This is a genomic window from Bacillus sp. TE9106W (assembly GCF_054062215.1).
In genome coordinates this window covers 1-17875 of the sequence record NZ_JBSSFA010000025.1, presented here as the reverse complement: position 1 = coordinate 17875, position 17875 = coordinate 1, and the positions used below count along the sequence as shown (strand labels likewise).

The window sequence follows — 17875 nt, the reverse complement described above, 5'->3', positions numbered from 1 at the left end:
ATGCCAATAAAACAATATAAACCTATTAATTTATAGAAGGCAATAGTTTTTGAGATATTGTTAAAAAATAGACACAAATGCACACTTTTTAAGGTGAATATCATTTGTAACTTGATTACATTGTAAACTATTTTCCAGAGAAAAATGCGATTGTGAAAATTTTAAGATAAATAAAGTTATACCAGGATATCCAAGAAATAGAAAAAAGCTATCTTATTATAAAAAATAGCTGAATATTTTGTATATTTAGTTTATTCCTTTTGAGATAGTCCGTTGTTGTTCAAATGTGACAAATTTTTTATATTTCATTTGATATAAAATGCAACAAATAACCATAAATGGAATGACGCAATAAAGAGCAATTCTTTGATCAGGAATGAAAGCTAAACTAACAAATGTGAACAATAATTCACAGAATCTTTCTAGCAAACTAGTAAGAAGCAAGGTACAATGATAGGAGGTATGTCTGTAAAATAATAATTAATGGAGTTTTGTTTAAAATGAAAAAGTTAAAATATCTTTTTGTTTTTGGAATTATATTTGCTGTCGCGTTCTTTATAGGGAAAGATAAGATTATACAAAAGGCACAAGTGCTACGCTTAGATTTTCTATCTGAAATGAAAGAAGCGGCTATGATTGAAAATGTTCCGTTTATAAAGCAGTTACCAGAATTACCTCGTGGATGTGAAGTGACAAGCTTAGCTATGTTGCTACAATATAAAGGTGTGCAAGTAGATAAGATGCAACTTGCTAGTGAAATTCATCGAGTTCCATTTGAACAAGATGGTTTGCGTGGAAATCCTTATGAGGGATTTGTTGGAAATATTTATACGAAAGCTGAACCAGGATATGGTGTGTACAATAAACCAATCTTTAATTTAGCGGAAAAATATGTTTCTGAAAAAGTAATTAATCTAACAGATAGAGACGTGAATGATTTATATAAGGTAATTAGTTCTGGTTCTCCAGTATGGGTTATTATTAATACGACGTTTAAGCCGCTAGCTGAAAGTAGTTTTGAAACATGGAATACAAATTCTGGTGAAGTGAAAATTACATATTTTGAGCATAGTGTAGTAGTAGTTGGATACGATCAAAACTTTGTATATGTAAATGATCCTCTAAAAAATAATCCGCGTTTCGCTGTTCCACGAGCAGAGTTTGAGAAAGCGTGGGAGCAAATGGGGAAACAAGCGATTACTATTTTATAATAATGAAAAAGTCATCATTTCGATGGCTTTTTATTTTTAAGTTTTCATAATAGAAAATTCAGAAGATTCTTTCAAAAGTTAACAATTCACGTTATAATAACATTTAACTTGGTGAAGAAGGGGAGAAGAGAAATGGATGTAGCGAAGGAACTAGTTGTATCGAAAAATCAATTGATTGAGTGGAGAAGGCATTTTCATAAGTATCCAGAGTTATCTTTTCAAGAAGAAAAAACATCACAGTTTGTATTCGACATACTTCGGAAAATTCCACATTTAGAAGTGTCAAGACCTACTAAATATAGTGTAATGGCAAGATTAATTGGTAAGCAGCCTGGTAAAACCATTGCGGTTCGTGCTGATATGGATGCTCTCCCTATTCATGAAGAAAATGAGTTTGATTTTATTTCTGCATACCCAGGTGTAATGCATGCATGTGGCCATGATGGACATATAGCGATATTACTTGGAGTCGTACATAAGTTAGTAGAAGCAAGAGAGAAGATTAAAGGAGAGGTTCGTTTTCTATTCCAGCATGCTGAAGAAAACTTTCCTGGCGGAGCAGAGGAAATGGTCGCGGCAGGTGTAATGGAAGGGGTCGATTATATTGTTGGTGCTCACCTTTGGGCGTCATTAGAGGTTGGGAAAGTAGGTGTAATTTATGGTCCTGCAATGGCTGCCCCAGATGTTTTTAAAATTACGATAGAAGGAAAAGGTGGACATGCTGGAATCCCTCATGAAACGGTTGATAGTATTGCCATCGGCACACAAGTCGTTTCACAACTTCAGCAAATTGTATCTCGCCTCACGAATCCGTTAGATTCTCTCGTAGTATCTGTTACGCAATTTCATGCTGGGACAACCCATAATGTAATTCCAGCACAAGCGGAGATTGAAGGTACAGTGCGGAGTTTAAAGCATGAATTGCGAGAAGAAACAGAGAGAAGGATTGAGCGGATTGTGAAGCATGTGGCGGAAGCTTATGGAGCGAAATATACGTTTTCTTATGAATATGGATATCGTCCAGTAGTAAATGATTATGAAGTGACAGAGATTATTGAGCAAACAGCATTACAGCTTTATGGAAGGGAACGAGTTACTCGTTTACAGCCGACGATGGCTGGAGAAGATTTTTCAGCATTTTTACAAAAAGCACCAGGTACATTCTTTTTTATCGGAGCAGGAAATAAAGAGAAAGGAATTATATATCCTCATCATCACCCTCGTTTTACGATTGATGAAGATGCATTACTGATTGGCGTGGAAGTCTTTGTATCATCGATTATGAATTTCATAAGTAAAGGAGAATGAGATGAAGAAAATACACGTATTAGCACTTATTCCAGTTTTTTGTTTAGTTGTTGGCCCCGTATTTGCTAATTCAGTTACTCCTTACATATTAGGGATGCCGTTTTTATTATTTTGGATATTATTATCAGTCCTTATTACATCTCTTTGTATGGGGATTGTGTACGTATTTGATCCTGCTAATAAGGGGGATGTAAAATGACCGCATTACTTATCATTATTTTATTTTTGTTTCTCGCACTATTTTTAGGAATTCGGGCACAACATGGAAAAGATATGAATTTAGAGCAATGGTCAGTTGGAGGAAGAGGTTTTGGTACTATTTTTGTTTTTCTTCTTATGGCAGGTGAAATTTATACGACATTCACATTTTTAGGTGGAAGTGGATGGGCGTATAGTAAAGGAGCACCTACTTTTTATATTTTAGGTTATGGTGCGTTAGCTTATATTTTATCTTATTTTTTATTACCACCAGTTTGGAAGTATGCAAAAGAGCATAATCTAGTTTCACAGCCAGATTTTTTTGTGAAGAAATATAAGAGTCAGGCGCTTGGTCTTATCGTTTCTATCATTGGAGTTATTTCGATTATCCCATACCTTGTTTTACAGTTGAAAGGATTAGGAATTATCGTTTCGGAAGCGTCGTACGGAAGGGTATCACCAGTTATCGCGGTGTGGATTGGCGCAATTGTTATAACGATATATGTAATGGTTTCAGGTATACACGGCTCTGCTTGGACGGCCGCTTTGAAGGATATTATGATCCTGTTTATCGTTATGTTTTTAGGTATATATTTACCGTACCATTATTACGGAGGGTTTCAGCCAATGTTTGAAGCTGTAGAAGCAGCAAAACCCGGATTTTTATCTTTACCTGATGAAGGAATGAGCATTTCTTGGTTTGTTTCTACTATTGTATTAACCGCTCTCGGTTTCTATATGTGGCCCCATACATTCGCCTCTGCTTTCTCTGCAAAAAATGAAAGAGTATTTCGTAAAAATGCGGCCATTATGCCACTGTATTCTTTAGTTTTACTTTTCGTGTTCTTTGCAGGGGTTGCAGCTATTTTGCAAGTTCCTAGATTAAAGGGAGGAGATGTAGACCTTTCGTTATTCCGTCTGGCTCTTCAAACGTTCGATCCTTGGTTTATTGGGATTATTGGTAGTGCTGGAGTTTTAACGGCATTAGTTCCAGGTTCTATGCTTGTCATGGCCGCTTCCACATTATTAGCGAAAAATATTTACCGAACAATGGTCCCATCTGCTTCGGATCGACAAGTTGCAAAAGTGGCGAAATTATTTGTTCCTGTAGTAACGCTTGTAGCTGTTTTGTTTACTTTTAAAGGTGGAGAAACGATAGGAGCGCTTCTGTTAATGGGGTATAGTATAGTGACACAACTTTTCCCGGCACTTGTATGTAGTTTGTTTCCACGTCAGATTATTACGAAGCAAGGAGCAATTGCAGGGATGGGGATTGGGTTGTTAGTGGTTGCGTATATTACTTTATCTGGTTCAACTATAGCTACGATGTTTCCGGGTTTCCCCCAATATATAAAAGATTTAAATGTAGGTATAGTCGCGTTGTTAATGAATATGATTGTGATGTTTATCGTTAGCGGATTCACCAAAAATGTATCTATAAAGAAAGACAATATAATAGTAGAAAAGTAATTCGTATGCTAGAGCTATCTTTGAAAAGAGATAGCTCTTTTTTTGTATATATTTTCTTCTATTAGCGGAATCTAACTAAAAACTTGTTGAAAAGGAAGTTAGGTGGGGGATTTGTTAGAGCTAAAAGGTAACTTATTTGAAGTTATGAAAGAAATTAGGGATGAGTTAGGTTCGCCTAATGATTTAACAATTAGGGAAGTTGCCCTTGCTGGTAGTTTTACACGCTGTGCTGTTGTCTTTTTATGTGGGTTAACAGATAAGGATAATGTTTATAGATATGTCGTTCGTACGCTTCAATATGAAGAAATACAAAAAGATGAAGCTGTTGTCCAAACATTATTGGATCGCTTTATTTCTATTGCAGAAGTTGGTAAGAAGACAACGTTTCCGGATATTATAAATGCGATTTTAGCGGGAGATACAGTTATATTAATTGATAATATTCAAACTGCTATCGTAATTAATAGTAGAGCTTGGGAAAAAAGAAGTTTAGAACCGCCAGTAACAGAAGATTTAATACGTGGACCGAGGGTCGGATTAAATGAAGATATTAACGTAAATAAAATGTTAATTCGCCGTAGTTTACGTGACCCAAAGCTGAGATTTCAATCTTATATTATGGGAAAGAGATCCCAAAAAGAAGTAACTTTAGTATATATAGAAGACATTATCAATCCTTACATTGTAAAAGAGCTAGATCGGCGTCTTCAATCCATAGTGACAGATGTCGTTTTTGAGACGGGTACAATTGAGCAATTAATTCAAGATAATAATTTGTCACCGTTTCCGCAGTTTTTGAATACAGAAAGGCCTGATAATATTGTGGCCTCATTAGCGAAAGGAAAGGCAGCTATTTTAGTGGATGGATCACCGTTTGCCCTTATAGCTCCGCTAGTATTTGTTGATATTTTTCAATCTGTGGAAGATCACTATGAGCGTTGGGTAATAGGGACTTTATTAAGAATTTTGCGGATGGGTTCTGGTATAGTTTCAGTTTTAATGCCGGCAATGTATGTAGCGCTCGTCTCATATCACCAAGGACTTATTCCTTCTAAATTGGCTTATTCGATTGCTGGAGCAAGGGAAGGTGTTCCGTTTCCCGCCTATATAGAAACGTTAATGATGGCATTAACGATGGAGTTAATACGAGAAGCAGGAATTAGGTTGCCGAAACCGATGGGGCAAACAATTGGGATTGTAGGTGGTCTTGTAATCGGAGAAGCAGCGGTGAACGCAGGAATTGTAAATCCGTTTTTAGTTATCATTATTGCGGTTACAGCTATCGCTACCTTTTCTCTCCCTGTATATAGCATTACGATTACGTTTCGAATTTTATTGTTCGTTTTTGTTTTAGCAGCGACTGCTTTTGGTTTGTATGGAATCATTCTAGCTCTTATTGCGCTTGCTGTTCATATTACAAATTTAACAAGTGTTGGTGTACCGTATACAACTCCAATTGCACCCGCATTTTATAAAGATTGGAAAGAAGAGTTTATTCGCATGCCAAAATCAATGTTGAAAGAGAGACCGGAATATTTACAAACGAAAGATTCTACAGTACGTCCAAAGGAGCGAGAATAATTGAAACCATTTGAGTATGGCGATGAAGAAATTGGATCTCGGGAAATTGGGTTTGCGGTATCATCGACCATTATTGGTATAGGCGCATTATCTATGCCAAGGGATATTGCAAACCAAACTTTATTTTCAGATGGTTGGATTATTTTGCTTTTGGGTGGATTGATATGTGCAGTTTTAGGTTGGTTTGTAACGAGGGTGGCTATTTTATTTCCAAAACAAAACTTTGTTCAATATACAAGCATACATTTGACGAAGCCTGTTGCATATACAATTAGTAGCATTTTAGTATTGACGTTTGCGGCTTTGACAGCATATGAATCGCGAATGATTGCAATTATTTCGCAAACGTATTTATTTAGTGATACGCCGGTACAGCTCCTATCTTTCTTCTTCTTATTAGTTGTTATCTATGGAATAGCAGGGTCGAGAGCAGCTTTATTACGATTAAATGTTATGTTCTTACCTATTGTTTTAATTGCAATAGTGCTTCTTTCTTTATTAAATATAAATTTAATGGAAATAAACAATTTGTTTCCAGCTTTCCAAACGGAAGTAAGTCAATACGCTGTTGGGGTTAAAAATTCTATATTCACATTTATTGGATTTGAGGTAGCTCTGTTTTATGCTGTGTTGTTGAATGATAAGACAGCGAAAAAGGCACCAATGACAGTTGCGAAAGCAGTGATAGTAAATGTGCTCTCATACATTTTAATTTATGTAACTTGTATTAGTGTTTTTACGTATATGACAACTCGTGGATTGACATATCCAACAATTGAATTAGGGAAAGAAATTGAAATTGGTGGAGGCTTTTTAGAAAGGTTCGATGCAATTTTTTTTACGACTTGGATTATTACTATTTATAACACTACAGCAATGTATTATGACGTCGCCTCTTTATTATTTTGTGCCATGTTTCCGAAAGTGAAGAAACATATTTTTATTTTCGGAAGCGCGCCTCTGATTTTTATGCTGAATATGCTCCCTGGTAATTTAGATACGTTATCAAGTTACGGAACGTATTTAGCGTGGATAGATATGGGATTTGTCGTATTAGCTCCTTTGCTAGTTTTTATTGTATATAAAATAAAAAGAAGGAATGGTAGAAATGAAACACCTTCTTAAAATTATAATGGTTATGGTTTTAGTTGGATCTATAAGTGGGTGCTCTGAACTAGAAGAAATAGAAGAAAGAGGCTTTGTAGTAGGCGCAGCTTACGATATTGTGAAGAAAAAGAAATCAAATCCGATTATGAAAGGGACGTATCAGATGGTACTTCCCAGTAAGTTAGCACAACAAGGTGGACAGGGCGATGGAGATAGTGAAAATTATATTAACGTAAGTGCGAAAGCAGATAGCGTCTTTGAGCAAATAAGAATAATTGCTAAAAAAATTAGTCGAACATTATTTTTTCCGCATATACAAGTCATTATTTTTTCGGATGAATTACTAGCAAATCCGTATGTTTTGCAAAATACGTTAGATGTATATTTTCGTGACCATGAAATGAGAAGAAATATTCGTTTGTTCGTTTCCAAGAAAAATGCAGAATCTATTTTAAAACAGAGTGCAAAACCTGAAAACTTACCGGCGCAGTACATTGATATGTTAGCTGAACATCCTCCGAAAAACGCTCAAATGATTGAGGCGGCGAGAATTGGTGAAGTACAAGGGAAAATGATTGCAGATCGAAGTTTTGCATTACCTCTCTTAGGGTTAACTAAACAAGGCGTACAAATGGAAGGAGCGGCATTGATCCGTGGAAAGGATAATAAGTGCGTTGGAACTTTGAATGGAGAACAAACATTAGGAATGAACTATGTAATAGGTAAAAAAATTGGAGGTTTCTTTACTGTTCGTAAAAAGAATCAGCTCATTACATATGAAATTCATAAGTTGCGCCGAAAGATCCAAGTGTCTACTGAAAATGCTACAAAACCGAAGTTTGATATTCATTTGTCCACAGAAGGCATATTAGCTGAGTTACATTTTAATGAACCAAAACAAGTGATGAATGAAAAGTTTTTAAAGAAAGAGATTTCAAAGGAGATGAAGAAGCGTATTGAAAAGTCTATACAGCTTGTTCAAAAAAAATATAAGGTAGATGTATTGGAATTAGGAGAGGTATATAAGAGGCATAATTATAAAGAGTGGAAGAAAGTTAGTAAGAATTGGGATCAAGGCCAGAATTATTTTAGTAATGCTGAAATTAATGTTCACGTTGATCCAACAATTGAACATTCAGGTTCCGCATTACCAAAGAAAGTGAAGTAAGGTGATGGAAGTTGTTTACTGGATTAGGAATTAGTTGCACAATATTAATGGCGATTCTTCCAGGTGCTATATACTTTATTCATAAGAAACTCACAACGTATGGAGCGCAGCCTTGGAATACTGATGTGCAAAAAAAGAAACCTGAATGATTTCAGGTTTCTTTCGTGCAAAGCATATGTGAAGGGGGATACCTTCTATGTATGCTTTGCTTTATACAAGCCCTAACCAATGTACCAATTGTGTAGAGAGGAATGTCACAACAATGGCGATAACGGTAGGGATTGCAAACGATAAGAATGTCCATTTTGCACTTTTTGTTTCTTTATATATGTTAACCAGTGTTGTTCCGCATGGGAAATGAAGAAGTGAGAACAACATTGTGTTTAACGCTGTTAACCAAGTCCAACCATTTTCTAAGAATAAATTTTTAATTTGATTAAAATCATCTATTTCAGTTAAAGCTCCGGTTGATAAGTAAGACATTAATAAAATCGGGATAACAATTTCATTCGCTGGTAGTCCAAGAATGAAAGCAGCTAGAATAAAGCCGTCAAGTCCTAACATTTTAGCAAATGGATCTAGGAAGTTTACAAAATACATAAGTAGACTTGTGTCACCGATGAAAATATTAGCAAGTAACCAAGTTAATGCAGCCGCAGGGGCAGCTACAACTACAGCTCGTTTTAAAACATAAACTGATTTATCGAGTGTTGCACGCACAATTGTATTCCAAACCTTTGGCTTACGGTACGGCGGTAACTCAAGTGTGTAGTGGGTTGGAACGCCTTTTAAAGCTGTTTTGGATAGTACCCAAGAAACAGTTAATGTCATAACGATACCAATTACAACCATTCCAACTACAACGCCGGCAGTAACAAGTGTTTGCATACTACCTGTATAACCAGCAGCCATAAATAATGAGGCCATTAAAATTAACATAGGCCAGCGACCGTTACAAGGTACGAAGTTATTTGTTAAGATTGCAAGCATACGTTCACGTGGTGATTCAATAATACGTGTTGACATAATAGCTGCAGCGTTACAACCAAAGCCCATTGCCATTGTTAAAGATTGTTTACCGTGTGCACCAGAGCGTTTGAATAAGCGGTCCATATTAAACGCAACGCGTGGTAAGTATCCATAGTTTTCTAATAGTGCGAACATAGGGAAAAAGATGGCCATAGGTGGTAACATAACGCTAATAACAGCGCCGATACCACGGAATAAACCAAGTATTAAAATGCCATGTAACCATTCAGGTGCGTGTGCTGCTTGGAACCAAGAAGTTAAATATCCTTCGGCCCATCCGAAAAACTCAGCAATCATATCAGATGGTACGTTAGCACCAGCGATTGTAAGATAAAAAATGATAGATAAAATACCGAGCATAATTGGGAATCCCCATATTGGAGATGTGAAAATTTTATCTAGTTTTTCAGAACGATATAATTTATCCGTATTTGTATATTGAACAGATTCTTTACAGATGCTTGCAGATGTTCGATAAATATCTCCGACAATATCATCTCGTATATCTTCTTTTGAAAGTGTTTGAGCGTGTTGAATAATATAGTCTAATGGAAGAGCTTTACTGGCTGAGTGAGATTCCATTGATTACGACCTCCCTTACAAGTGGTTCGTTATGATGTTTTTCAAGTGCAGTTAAGAAATTTTTATCTCCATCTAATATACGTAATGCAATCCAACGTGCTGGATACGTATCACCGAATACTTTATAAATTTGTGGTTCTAATTCTCGAATCATATTTTCGATTTTTTCACTATAAGTAACCTTAATTGGTGCTGGAATTAGCTTTTTATTTGCTACTTTAGCAATGACATTTAGTAAATGACCGATGCCTACTCGGTTACGAGCGGAAATCTTAACTACAGGTACACCAAGTGATTTTGCTAATTTTTTTTCATCGATAACGATGCCTTTTTTCTCAGCTTCATCAATTAAGTTAATACAAATGACTACGTTGTTCGTCATCTCCATCACTTGGAGTGCTAAATTTAAATTTCTTTCCATAGCAGTTGCATCGATAACAACTACAGTTACTTCTGGTTTTTCGAATATAATATAATCCCTTGCTACTTCTTCATCCGCAGAATTCGAATATAGTGAGTAAGTTCCAGGTAAATCTATTAATGTATATTTACTACCGTTATGTTCATATTCTCCTTCAGCTTTTAAAACAGTTTTTCCCGTCCAGTTTCCAGTATGTTGTTTTAAGCCTGTTAAAGTATTAAATAATGTACTTTTCCCGGTATTCGGGTTGCCAGCTAAAGCAATGCGATGTTTGCTCATCTGAAATCATCTCCTATTAATACCCCGAAAATAAGGGAACTTTCTTCCTTGCGTAGTGCGATAGTTGTGTTGCTTACTTGATAAGCGACCGGATCTCCAAGTGGACTGCGTTGTAATACTTTAATTGTTGCGCCGGGGATAAATCCTAAATCTAATAAACGTCGTTTCATAGTTCCTTCTAATTGTATCTTCTCAATTTGTACAAACTCTCCAGTCTTAAATTCGGAAAGTGGTTTTGTATTAGCCGATACCATAAAAGTTACCTCATCTCTATATTGTTAGTTTGAGTTTAAAAAGTTTCCTTAGGTAAACTTTTTGTTAGTAATATAGTAGACTACATTGGATGATGCTGTCAATTGGTACTTTAAAAATATTCATTTATTTTTAGAATTGTTCCAATTTATTTAGTTGTACTAAAAAATATTACTGAAATTCTGTGTAATGTGCATAAATAAGGCGCGTAAAAGTAACGAAATACAGCGTAATTGTAAATGTAGCTTTAACTAAAAGAGAAAAAGAGTGAAAAACATTTACATTGAATTTACATTGTTAAGAGTAAATTTACATTACAGTTTAATTAGTGTGGATTTTGTTGGATTCTTTAACTATAAATGTTGGGATTCCTAGTTTTTAAGGATTATTATCGTCATTTACTTAAAATTAAAAATTGCTTAACACTCACATAATATTATTGTCCTACAATGAATTTGTGTTCGAAAGAAGTAGACAAATGTGAAAAGTGATAATCCAAATGGGGGTACAAGACATGGTTATGAAAAAGGGTATTAAATTTTCTTTAGCAGCTTTAGTGGTAGCGGGTTCATTAGTGGGATGTGGAAAAGCAGAAGAGACGTCAGGTAAAGATGCTAAAGGAAGCGATAATGCAAAACAAGAATTGTCAGGTACGATAGCAGCTGCAGGCTCTACAGCACTTCAACCTCTTGCAGAGGAAGCTGGAAAGAAATTTATGGAGAAAAATTCAAACGTTTCTATTCAAGTGCAAGGTGGCGGTAGTGGAACTGGAATTAACCAAGTAGCTTCTGGTGCAGTCCAAATTGGTAACTCAGATGTTCCATCTGCAGATAAAATAAAAGATGCTGATAAGGCAAAAGAATTAGTAGATAACAAGGTAGCGGGTATTGCATTCGCACTTGTCGTGAATAAAGATGTAAAAGTTGATAATTTAACAGTCCAACAAGTACAAGATATCTTCACTGGAAAAGTAACAAACTGGAAAGAAGTAGGCGGGAAAGATGAAAAAATTAACGTAATCAATCGTCCAGCTTCTTCTGGTACACGTGCTACATTTGAAAAAACAATTATGAAAGATGCGAAAATCAATGATGGAACTGGTACTACACAAGATTCTAACGGTGCAGTAGAACAAGCGATTAACTCTACTCCAGGTTCAGTAAGTTATTTAGCAATGTCTTACATGGTTGGCGAGAAAAAAGGTGCGCTACAAACAGTGAAAATTGATGGTGCTGAACCAAAAGTTGAAAACATTGCGTCTGGTAAATATCCATTCTGGTCTTACGAGTACATGGTAACGAAAGGTGAGGCAAAAGAAGCAACAAAAGCTTACATTGACTATGTAAAAGGTAAAGATTTTGAAAAGCAAGTAGAAGATATGGGTTATATTCCAATGTCTAAATTAAATAAGTAATAAAATTTATGGGGCTGGCTGCAAGGCCAGTCCTGTTCATTTCAATTTATGAAGTGGGGTCTGTCCTGTGATGAAGGGGAAAAAACAAATTAATTACGTGAAAAGTGAATATATAGGAAGATCACTTGTTACGTTTTGTGGTATTTTTATTGTTTTAGTTACATTAGCTATTATTGCATTTATTTGCGGTAAAGGAATTCAATCATTTACGCAAAGTGGTATCTCGTTCACTGAAATGTTAACATCGACAAAATGGAGTCCAAATGCTGATGAGGGAACTTTCGGGGCTGTAATTTTCATTGTAGGTTCAACGGTAGTTTCATTGGGTGCGGTTATTATTAGTGCGCCAATTGCTATAGCTCTTGCTATATTCATGAATTTAATTTCGCCGAAGTTTGGAAATAAAGTATTGAAGCCTGTTTTAGAATTATTAGTTGGTATTCCTTCGGTTGTATATGGATTATTAGGGGTTACGATTTTAGTACCGCTATTACGTGATTCGTTTGGAGGAGTGGGCTTTAGTTTAATTGCAGGTATTGTTGTATTAAGTATAATGATTTTGCCTACTATTGCTAGTATCGCTTCTGATGCAATACGTTCTGTTCCATTTGATTATTTAGAAGCTTCTTATGGTTTAGGATCAACGAAGTGGCAAGCGATTAGCCGAGTGATTGTTCCTGCTGCGAAAAAAGGGATTTTAACAGGTGTTGTTTTAGGTTTAGCGCGTGCTTTTGGTGAAGCATTAGCAGTTCAAATGGTAATTGGGAACACGATTAAATTACCAGAAGGAATATATAGTCCGACAGCAACGTTAACAGGTATTTTGACAATGGACATGACAAATACATTAAACGGAACTGCTTGGAACAATGCGTTATGGACTTTAGCAATGATTTTACTTGTTATTTCATTCCTGTTTATTTTAGTAATTCGAGCAATTGGACAAAGAGGTGAGCGATAATAATGAATGCAAGAACGGTAAATAAAGTTTGGACAGGTATCTTTTATGCGATTGCAGCTTTAGTTGTAGCTTTGCTAGTGTTCTTAGTGTTTGAGATTTTACAAAAGGGATGGGGTTTTTGGGATCCTAATTTCTTGTTTGGAGAACCAAGCAATACAAGAGCTGGTGGTGGGATTGGTCCGCAGTTATTCAATTCTTTCTATATGCTTGTTATAACGCTTATTATATCTATTCCTCTCGGATTAGGTGCTGGAATATATTTAGCAGAGTATGCAAAACAAGGGCGTTTTTTAAACTTTGTTCGTTTATGTATTGAGACAATGGCATCTTTACCTTCTATTGTTGTTGGTTTATTCGGTTTGTTAGTGTTCGTTACAATGACAGGATGGGGATACACAGTAATGGGTGGTGCCCTTGCTTTAACAATTTTAAACTTGCCAGGTTTAACTCGTGTTTGTGAAAATGCGATTTCAGAGGTTCCTTCTAATGTGAAAGAGGCGAGTCTTGGATTAGGTGCAACAAAGTGGCAAACGATCACTCGTATTATTATTCCGTCGTCACTACCACAAATTATTACAGGCGTTATTTTAGCGGCAGGTCGTATATTTGGTGAAGCGGCGGCGTTAATTTACACAGCGGGTTTAACATCCCCGATTTTAAATTCAGCAGCGGACTTCTCAAGTCCTGCTCATCCCTTAAATCCATTTAGACCAGCTGAAACGTTAGCGGTTCACATTTGGAAGTTAAATTCTGAAGGGATTATCCCAGATGCGAAGTTGATCGCGACAAAATCTGCAGCTGTATTAATTATTATGGTATTACTATTCAATGTTATTTCACGCTTAGTAGCATCTATATTGCACAAACGTTTTACAGGAGCGAAAAGAAAAAGTAAAACGACGAAGAAGGTAAAAGCAGCATAAGCTGTAAAGAGGAACTCCCTACTTATAAGTAGGGGGTTCTTTTTGTATTTTAATATAAAAGGAAAAGGTATAGCGATTGTTGAATTTGTAATTCGTTATATAGATAAAGTGAAATTTTAAACAGTGGGGTTTTACTGCTCACAAATAGTGGGATGAAAAGATGGATTATATGAGTAGGTAGAGAAAAAGCGTTATCTTCATTCGTGAAGATAACGCTTTTTCGTTTAAATATCAGGTGTTTCTGTAGAAGTGTTTATTTTTCTACGAGAGCGTCTTTTTCTCCCGATTTTATCTAATAGTTCATACATAACTGGAACGACTACTAATGTAAGGACAGTTGAGACTGCTAAACCGCCGATGACAACGACTGCCAAACTTTTTGATACCATACTTCCTGCTTGTGATTGACCGAATAGGAGTGGTAGCATAGCGACGATTGTTGTTATAGCTGTCATAATAATTGGGCGTAATCTAGTGGATCCTGCTTCTAGTAAGGCTTCTCTCGTTTCCATGCCGTGTTCCCGATTTTGTTGCACTCTTTCTATTAATACGATAGCGTTTGTAACGACAATCCCGATTAACATTAATGCGCCGATCAAGGAATTTACATCAACTGGTGTTCCTGAAATAATTAATCCTAAAATACCGCCGACAGCAGCTAATGGCAAGGAGAACAAGATTGCAAAAGGAGCACGCGCCTGTCCGAAGGTAATAACCATAATTAAATATACAATCCCGATTGCAATCCCCATAATCTTGAATAAATCTGTGAAGTTCTCTTGCATAGATTCAGTGGCGCCTGCGATATTTACTTTGGCTCCGCTAGGTAAATCTAAGTCGGTTATCGCTTTGTTCACTTCTGCGCTTACCTTACTTAAATCTTCATTTGAAGCTTCTGCTGTAATTTGAATCGTTTCTTTTCCATCTTTATGGAAGACTTCTGTTTGGAGTTGTTTTTCTGAAATAGTTGCAATGTCTTTTAAAGGGATTGGTCCATTAATAGGTGATAGTATGTTTGTGTTTAAAATGTCTTCTTGTTTAGTAATGCTTTCTTTTTTATGTTCTATCATAATAGTAGTTTTTTCATTATTGATTGACACTTCACCAATAGGTGATTTCTTCATAAGGAATGCCACTTGTTGAGCTGCTAATTCTGGTGTTAATCCTAGTTGTTCGGCCTTTGTTTGATCAACATGGATTTGCCATTCTTTCTTAGAGTCCTCTAAATTCGTTTTTACTTTAGAAAGATCATCCATGTTTTTTAGTTTTGTTTCGACGATAGTAGCAGCCTTTTTTAAATTCGTTTCGTTAGTGGCTGTTACGTTGAATTGCAAATTATTGCCGCCACCAGAGCTTGAATAACTCGTTTTTATATAATCAAGTTCAGCGGGTTCAAAAGTTTTATGTTCTTTTTTTAACTCTTTAATATATTGATCAATATCAGAGCCTTTCTTGAAGACTACAAATATACTGGCAAGATTATTTTTCGTCGTTTGTCCCCATTGTGCATCTTCTGCGCTAGATCCCATTCGTAAAATAACATCCATTACATCTGAATTAGAAAGTAGCTTCTTTTCGAAATCAAAGGCTTTTTGTTTTTGTGTTTCAAGAGCGTAATCAGCTGGGAAAGTCATGTTAATAGATAACATTGTGTCGTCTTCAGATTTTATATTCGCTTTCGGTAGTAGTACATAGGCGGCAATCGATCCTGCGAATAATAAAAAAGAAGTAAGTAGAATAATGAATTTATGCGAAAGAGCCCACTTTAATGTAGCGACATATCGTGGTGAAGAACTTGGCTTTTTGTGTTTTATTTTTTTGAGTAGTAAAAAAGCCATAAGTGGAACAACTGTTAGTGCGACGAGTAAGGATGATAGTATAGAATATACAACCGCTAATACCATAGGTAACATTAATTTTCCGATTACTCCTGATACGAGGCCGATAGGTAAAAAAACAGCGACCGTTGTTAAAGTAGAAGAAGTAATTGCGACGGCGACCTCTTTCGTTGCATCGAGAATAATATCTTTAGAGAAAGATTCTTTTTGTAAACGGCGGAAAATATTCTCAATGACAACGATGCTATCATCGACGAGACGTCCAACTGCAACGGCTAAACCACCAAGTGTTAGAGTGTTAAGTGTGATGTTAGATTGGTGTAGTAAAAAGAGTGTTAATAAAATAGATAATGGAATACTGACAACAGCAATGAGTGTCGTTCGGAAGTTACGTAAAAAGATTAAGATAATTAGAGTTGCAGCAATTGCTCCAAGGATTACTTCTTTTCCCATACTAGTAACTGCATTTTCAACTTGCTCATGAGTTGATGCTAAAAGTTTAATAGAAAACTGATCTTTATATTGTTTACTTATATCTTTAATTTTCTTATCGATTTCTTTTCCAATTGCAACTGCATTTTTACTTGGTTCTTTCATGATGATTAATCCAGTGCCTTCTTCACCGTTTATATGTGAGATTGTATCGTAGTGTTGTTTAAGTTCAATTTGAGCAACATCTTGCAATTTAACTTGAGGCGCAACAGTGATGTTTTTAATGTCATCTACATTTTTTATATCCCCGATGACACGAAGGTTATATTCTTCTTTATTAACGGTAACAGCTCCAGCTGGAGTGGAAGTTTCTTTTCCTTGTAAAACCTTTAATATTTGTTCCGTTGTTACGTTTTTATCTTTTAATTGGTTTGGATCTAGTATAATAGATAATTCAGAAGTTGATTTTCCAAAAAACATAACGTTGGCAACGCCATCAATGCTTTCGAGTTGTGGTACGATTTCCTTTTCGATTTGTTTTTCATCTGCTTTTGAAAATCCGTTTTGCTTTTGGATTGCAATTTGAGCGAGTGGAATCATAGAAGTATTTAATTGGCTAACTATCGGTTTAGTTGCATCTTTAGGTAATTTAATTGTATTAATGGCCTTTTCAACTTCACGTGTGGCATCTTTCATATTTGCTTTGGATGTATATGCGATATCGATACGTGATAATCCCTCGTGCGTAGATGAGGTGATGTTGTCGATGTGTTCTAAATTGCGAAATTGTTTTTCAAGGGGATCGGTTACTTCTTTTGTCATTGCTTCAGCGTCGAGTCCTGGAGATAAAGTTGTGACGGTGACTGCGGGATTATCGATGCTAGGTAAAAATTCCATAGGTAATTTAGAGCCGGAATAAACACCGAGTATGGAAATAAGAAAAACCATGATGATAACAGCGGCGCGGTTTTTTAATGAAAACTTCGTTAACCTATCCATAAAGTAATTCCTCCATTGGTTTATTTATAGTTTAGTGCGTCCTTTTTACTATATAACAAAAAATGGATATTTTTCATTAATTAAATGTAAAAAAATTCTAACAATAATCTTAAGTTAATGTTTTTGTTGGGATTTCGTTATTTATTCCGACATTCGTAGGGTGATAAGACTCTCATCTGAAATTGCGGTTGGATTCGTGCTTTCCGTAAAAATTCGATGGGGGAGCGAATCTATTTCCTTTTTTAGTGTGGATGCATATATTAGTTGATAGAGAAGTGAATGGTTATGGGCTTTAATATAGAAGAGAATGAGAGAAGATAGGAAGGGATTATGGAATGTAGTTTGGTCAATTAGAGTGTACTGATATACAAGTTAAATAGTTGTTTTCCCTAGAACGGGGTGATGTGTATCTATATAGAAGAAACTAGGGTGAATATTTTTTTGTGTTTTTTTAAAAAAACACTTGTTATTTAAAAACCATGATGGTATATTAATAAACGTCGCTGATGAGGAAACGCAGAAAACGACAAAAAAGAAATTTTAAAACTTAGTTGACATCGAAAAATGAAGATGTTAATATGATGAAGTCGCTTCTGAGCGGCGGACAAGTTCTTTGAAAACTGAACGAAACAAACAACGTGAAACGTCAATTTTTATTTTAGATGCTAGACAAACTAACTTTATTGGAGAGTTTGATCCTGG

At 35.7% G+C, this 17875-nt stretch carries 15 protein-coding genes and 1 pseudogene; 11 read left to right on the top strand and 5 right to left on the bottom strand.

Features of this window, described 5'->3' with window-relative positions; translation table 11 throughout:
- Positions 1-246: 246 nt before the first annotated feature.
- A pseudogene (locus ACVWY7_RS26540) lies at positions 247-399 on the bottom strand (amino acid permease); the annotation flags it as partial.
- 101 nt (positions 400-500) lie between these two features.
- Between ACVWY7_RS26540 and ACVWY7_RS26535 the strand changes: the two are divergent.
- From ACVWY7_RS26535 to ACVWY7_RS26500, 8 genes are all read left to right on the top strand, one after another.
- Positions 501-1211: a C39 family peptidase gene (locus ACVWY7_RS26535; RefSeq protein WP_033681933.1), complete on the top strand. Its 711-nt coding sequence runs from the start codon at positions 501-503 to the stop codon at positions 1209-1211.
- A gap of 132 nt (positions 1212-1343) precedes the next feature.
- Positions 1344-2519, top strand: coding sequence for an amidohydrolase (locus ACVWY7_RS26530; RefSeq protein ID WP_073525614.1), 1176 nt, complete (start codon positions 1344-1346; stop codon positions 2517-2519).
- Position 2520: 1 nt separating this feature from the next.
- The gene (locus ACVWY7_RS26525) at positions 2521-2718 is read left to right on the top strand and encodes a DUF3311 domain-containing protein (protein ID WP_000719858.1); all 198 of its coding nucleotides are present in this window, start codon (positions 2521-2523) and stop codon (positions 2716-2718) included.
- Positions 2715-4187: a sodium:solute symporter family protein gene (locus tag ACVWY7_RS26520; RefSeq protein ID WP_212114898.1), complete on the top strand. Its 1473-nt coding sequence runs from the start codon at positions 2715-2717 to the stop codon at positions 4185-4187. Before ACVWY7_RS26525 ends, ACVWY7_RS26520 begins: the two co-directional genes overlap by 4 nt.
- Before the next feature lie 102 nt (positions 4188-4289).
- Positions 4290-5768, top strand: a complete 1479-nt coding sequence (gene gerLA, locus ACVWY7_RS26515; RefSeq protein ID WP_139242351.1) for a spore germination protein GerLA — start codon at positions 4290-4292, stop codon at positions 5766-5768.
- Entirely contained in the window at positions 5769-6893 is a 1125-nt protein-coding gene (gene gerLB, locus ACVWY7_RS26510) for a spore germination protein GerLB (RefSeq protein WP_000802018.1), read from the top strand.
- Positions 6877-8043 (top strand): spore germination protein GerLC, encoded by a 1167-nt coding sequence (gerLC, locus tag ACVWY7_RS26505; protein WP_000681659.1) that lies wholly within the window; start codon positions 6877-6879, stop codon positions 8041-8043. Before gerLB ends, gerLC begins: the two co-directional genes overlap by 17 nt.
- An 11-nt stretch (positions 8044-8054) precedes the next feature.
- Positions 8055-8192: a hypothetical protein gene (locus ACVWY7_RS26500; protein ID WP_000493983.1), complete on the top strand. Its 138-nt coding sequence runs from the start codon at positions 8055-8057 to the stop codon at positions 8190-8192.
- Positions 8193-8253: 61 nt separating this feature from the next.
- On the opposite strand, the gene ACVWY7_RS26495 is transcribed toward ACVWY7_RS26500, so the two are convergent.
- From ACVWY7_RS26495 to ACVWY7_RS26485, 3 genes are read right to left on the bottom strand one after another with little or no spacing between them, the layout of a single operon-like run.
- Positions 8254-9654, bottom strand: coding sequence for a nucleoside recognition domain-containing protein (locus ACVWY7_RS26495; protein WP_000443601.1), 1401 nt, complete (start codon positions 9652-9654; stop codon positions 8254-8256).
- A complete protein-coding gene (locus ACVWY7_RS26490) occupies positions 9632-10354 on the bottom strand; it encodes a FeoB small GTPase domain-containing protein (RefSeq protein ID WP_105989801.1) in 723 nt (240 codons plus the stop codon). The genes ACVWY7_RS26495 and ACVWY7_RS26490 overlap by 23 nt, the downstream gene beginning before the upstream one ends.
- On the bottom strand, positions 10351-10608 hold the full coding sequence (locus tag ACVWY7_RS26485) for a FeoA family protein (protein ID WP_000252989.1): 258 nt from the start codon (positions 10606-10608) through the stop codon (positions 10351-10353). The genes ACVWY7_RS26490 and ACVWY7_RS26485 overlap by 4 nt, the downstream gene beginning before the upstream one ends.
- Positions 10609-11120: 512 nt before the next feature.
- On the opposite strand from ACVWY7_RS26485, the gene ACVWY7_RS26480 reads away from it, so the two are divergent.
- The 3 genes from ACVWY7_RS26480 to pstA all read left to right on the top strand — a co-directional run bounded on the left by ACVWY7_RS26480 (position 11121) and on the right by pstA (position 13904).
- Positions 11121-12020: a phosphate ABC transporter substrate-binding protein PstS gene (locus ACVWY7_RS26480; RefSeq protein WP_000245119.1), complete on the top strand. Its 900-nt coding sequence runs from the start codon at positions 11121-11123 to the stop codon at positions 12018-12020.
- A gap of 70 nt (positions 12021-12090) precedes the next feature.
- The gene (pstC, locus tag ACVWY7_RS26475) at positions 12091-12981 is read left to right on the top strand and encodes a phosphate ABC transporter permease subunit PstC (RefSeq protein WP_000676681.1); all 891 of its coding nucleotides are present in this window, start codon (positions 12091-12093) and stop codon (positions 12979-12981) included.
- A 2-nt stretch (positions 12982-12983) separates the two neighbouring features.
- Complete coding sequence (gene pstA / locus ACVWY7_RS26470) at positions 12984-13904, top strand: phosphate ABC transporter permease PstA (protein WP_000994131.1); 921 nt, start codon at positions 12984-12986, stop codon at positions 13902-13904.
- 224 nt (positions 13905-14128) lie between these two features.
- Here the strand turns inward: pstA and ACVWY7_RS26465 are convergent, their stop codons facing one another.
- Positions 14129-17173 (bottom strand): efflux RND transporter permease subunit, encoded by a 3045-nt coding sequence (locus ACVWY7_RS26465; protein WP_212114908.1) that lies wholly within the window; start codon positions 17171-17173, stop codon positions 14129-14131.
- Between the last annotated feature and the right edge of the window lie 702 nt (positions 17174-17875).

Excerpts from the sequence above, each read along its gene's own strand:
- ACVWY7_RS26525 (WP_000719858.1), top strand. The coding sequence starts at position 2,521 with ATGAAGAAAATACACGTATTAGCACTTATTCCAGTTTTTTGTTTAGTT.
- gerLC (WP_000681659.1), top strand. The coding sequence starts at position 6,877 with ATGAAACACCTTCTTAAAATTATAATGGTTATGGTTTTAGTTGGATCT.
- pstA (WP_000994131.1), top strand. The coding sequence starts at position 12,984 with ATGAATGCAAGAACGGTAAATAAAGTTTGGACAGGTATCTTTTATGCG.
- ACVWY7_RS26480 (WP_000245119.1), top strand. The coding sequence starts at position 11,121 with ATGGTTATGAAAAAGGGTATTAAATTTTCTTTAGCAGCTTTAGTGGTA.
- ACVWY7_RS26485 (WP_000252989.1), bottom strand. The coding sequence starts at position 10,608 with ATGGTATCGGCTAATACAAAACCACTTTCCGAATTTAAGACTGGAGAG.
- ACVWY7_RS26490 (WP_105989801.1), bottom strand. The coding sequence starts at position 10,354 with ATGAGCAAACATCGCATTGCTTTAGCTGGCAACCCGAATACCGGGAAA.
- pstC (WP_000676681.1), top strand. The coding sequence starts at position 12,091 with ATGAAGGGGAAAAAACAAATTAATTACGTGAAAAGTGAATATATAGGA.
- ACVWY7_RS26520 (WP_212114898.1), top strand. The coding sequence starts at position 2,715 with ATGACCGCATTACTTATCATTATTTTATTTTTGTTTCTCGCACTATTT.
- ACVWY7_RS26495 (WP_000443601.1), bottom strand. The coding sequence starts at position 9,654 with ATGGAATCTCACTCAGCCAGTAAAGCTCTTCCATTAGACTATATTATT.
- ACVWY7_RS26530 (WP_073525614.1), top strand. The coding sequence starts at position 1,344 with ATGGATGTAGCGAAGGAACTAGTTGTATCGAAAAATCAATTGATTGAG.
- ACVWY7_RS26465 (WP_212114908.1), bottom strand. The coding sequence starts at position 17,173 with ATGGATAGGTTAACGAAGTTTTCATTAAAAAACCGCGCCGCTGTTATC.
- ACVWY7_RS26535 (WP_033681933.1), top strand. The coding sequence starts at position 501 with ATGAAAAAGTTAAAATATCTTTTTGTTTTTGGAATTATATTTGCTGTC.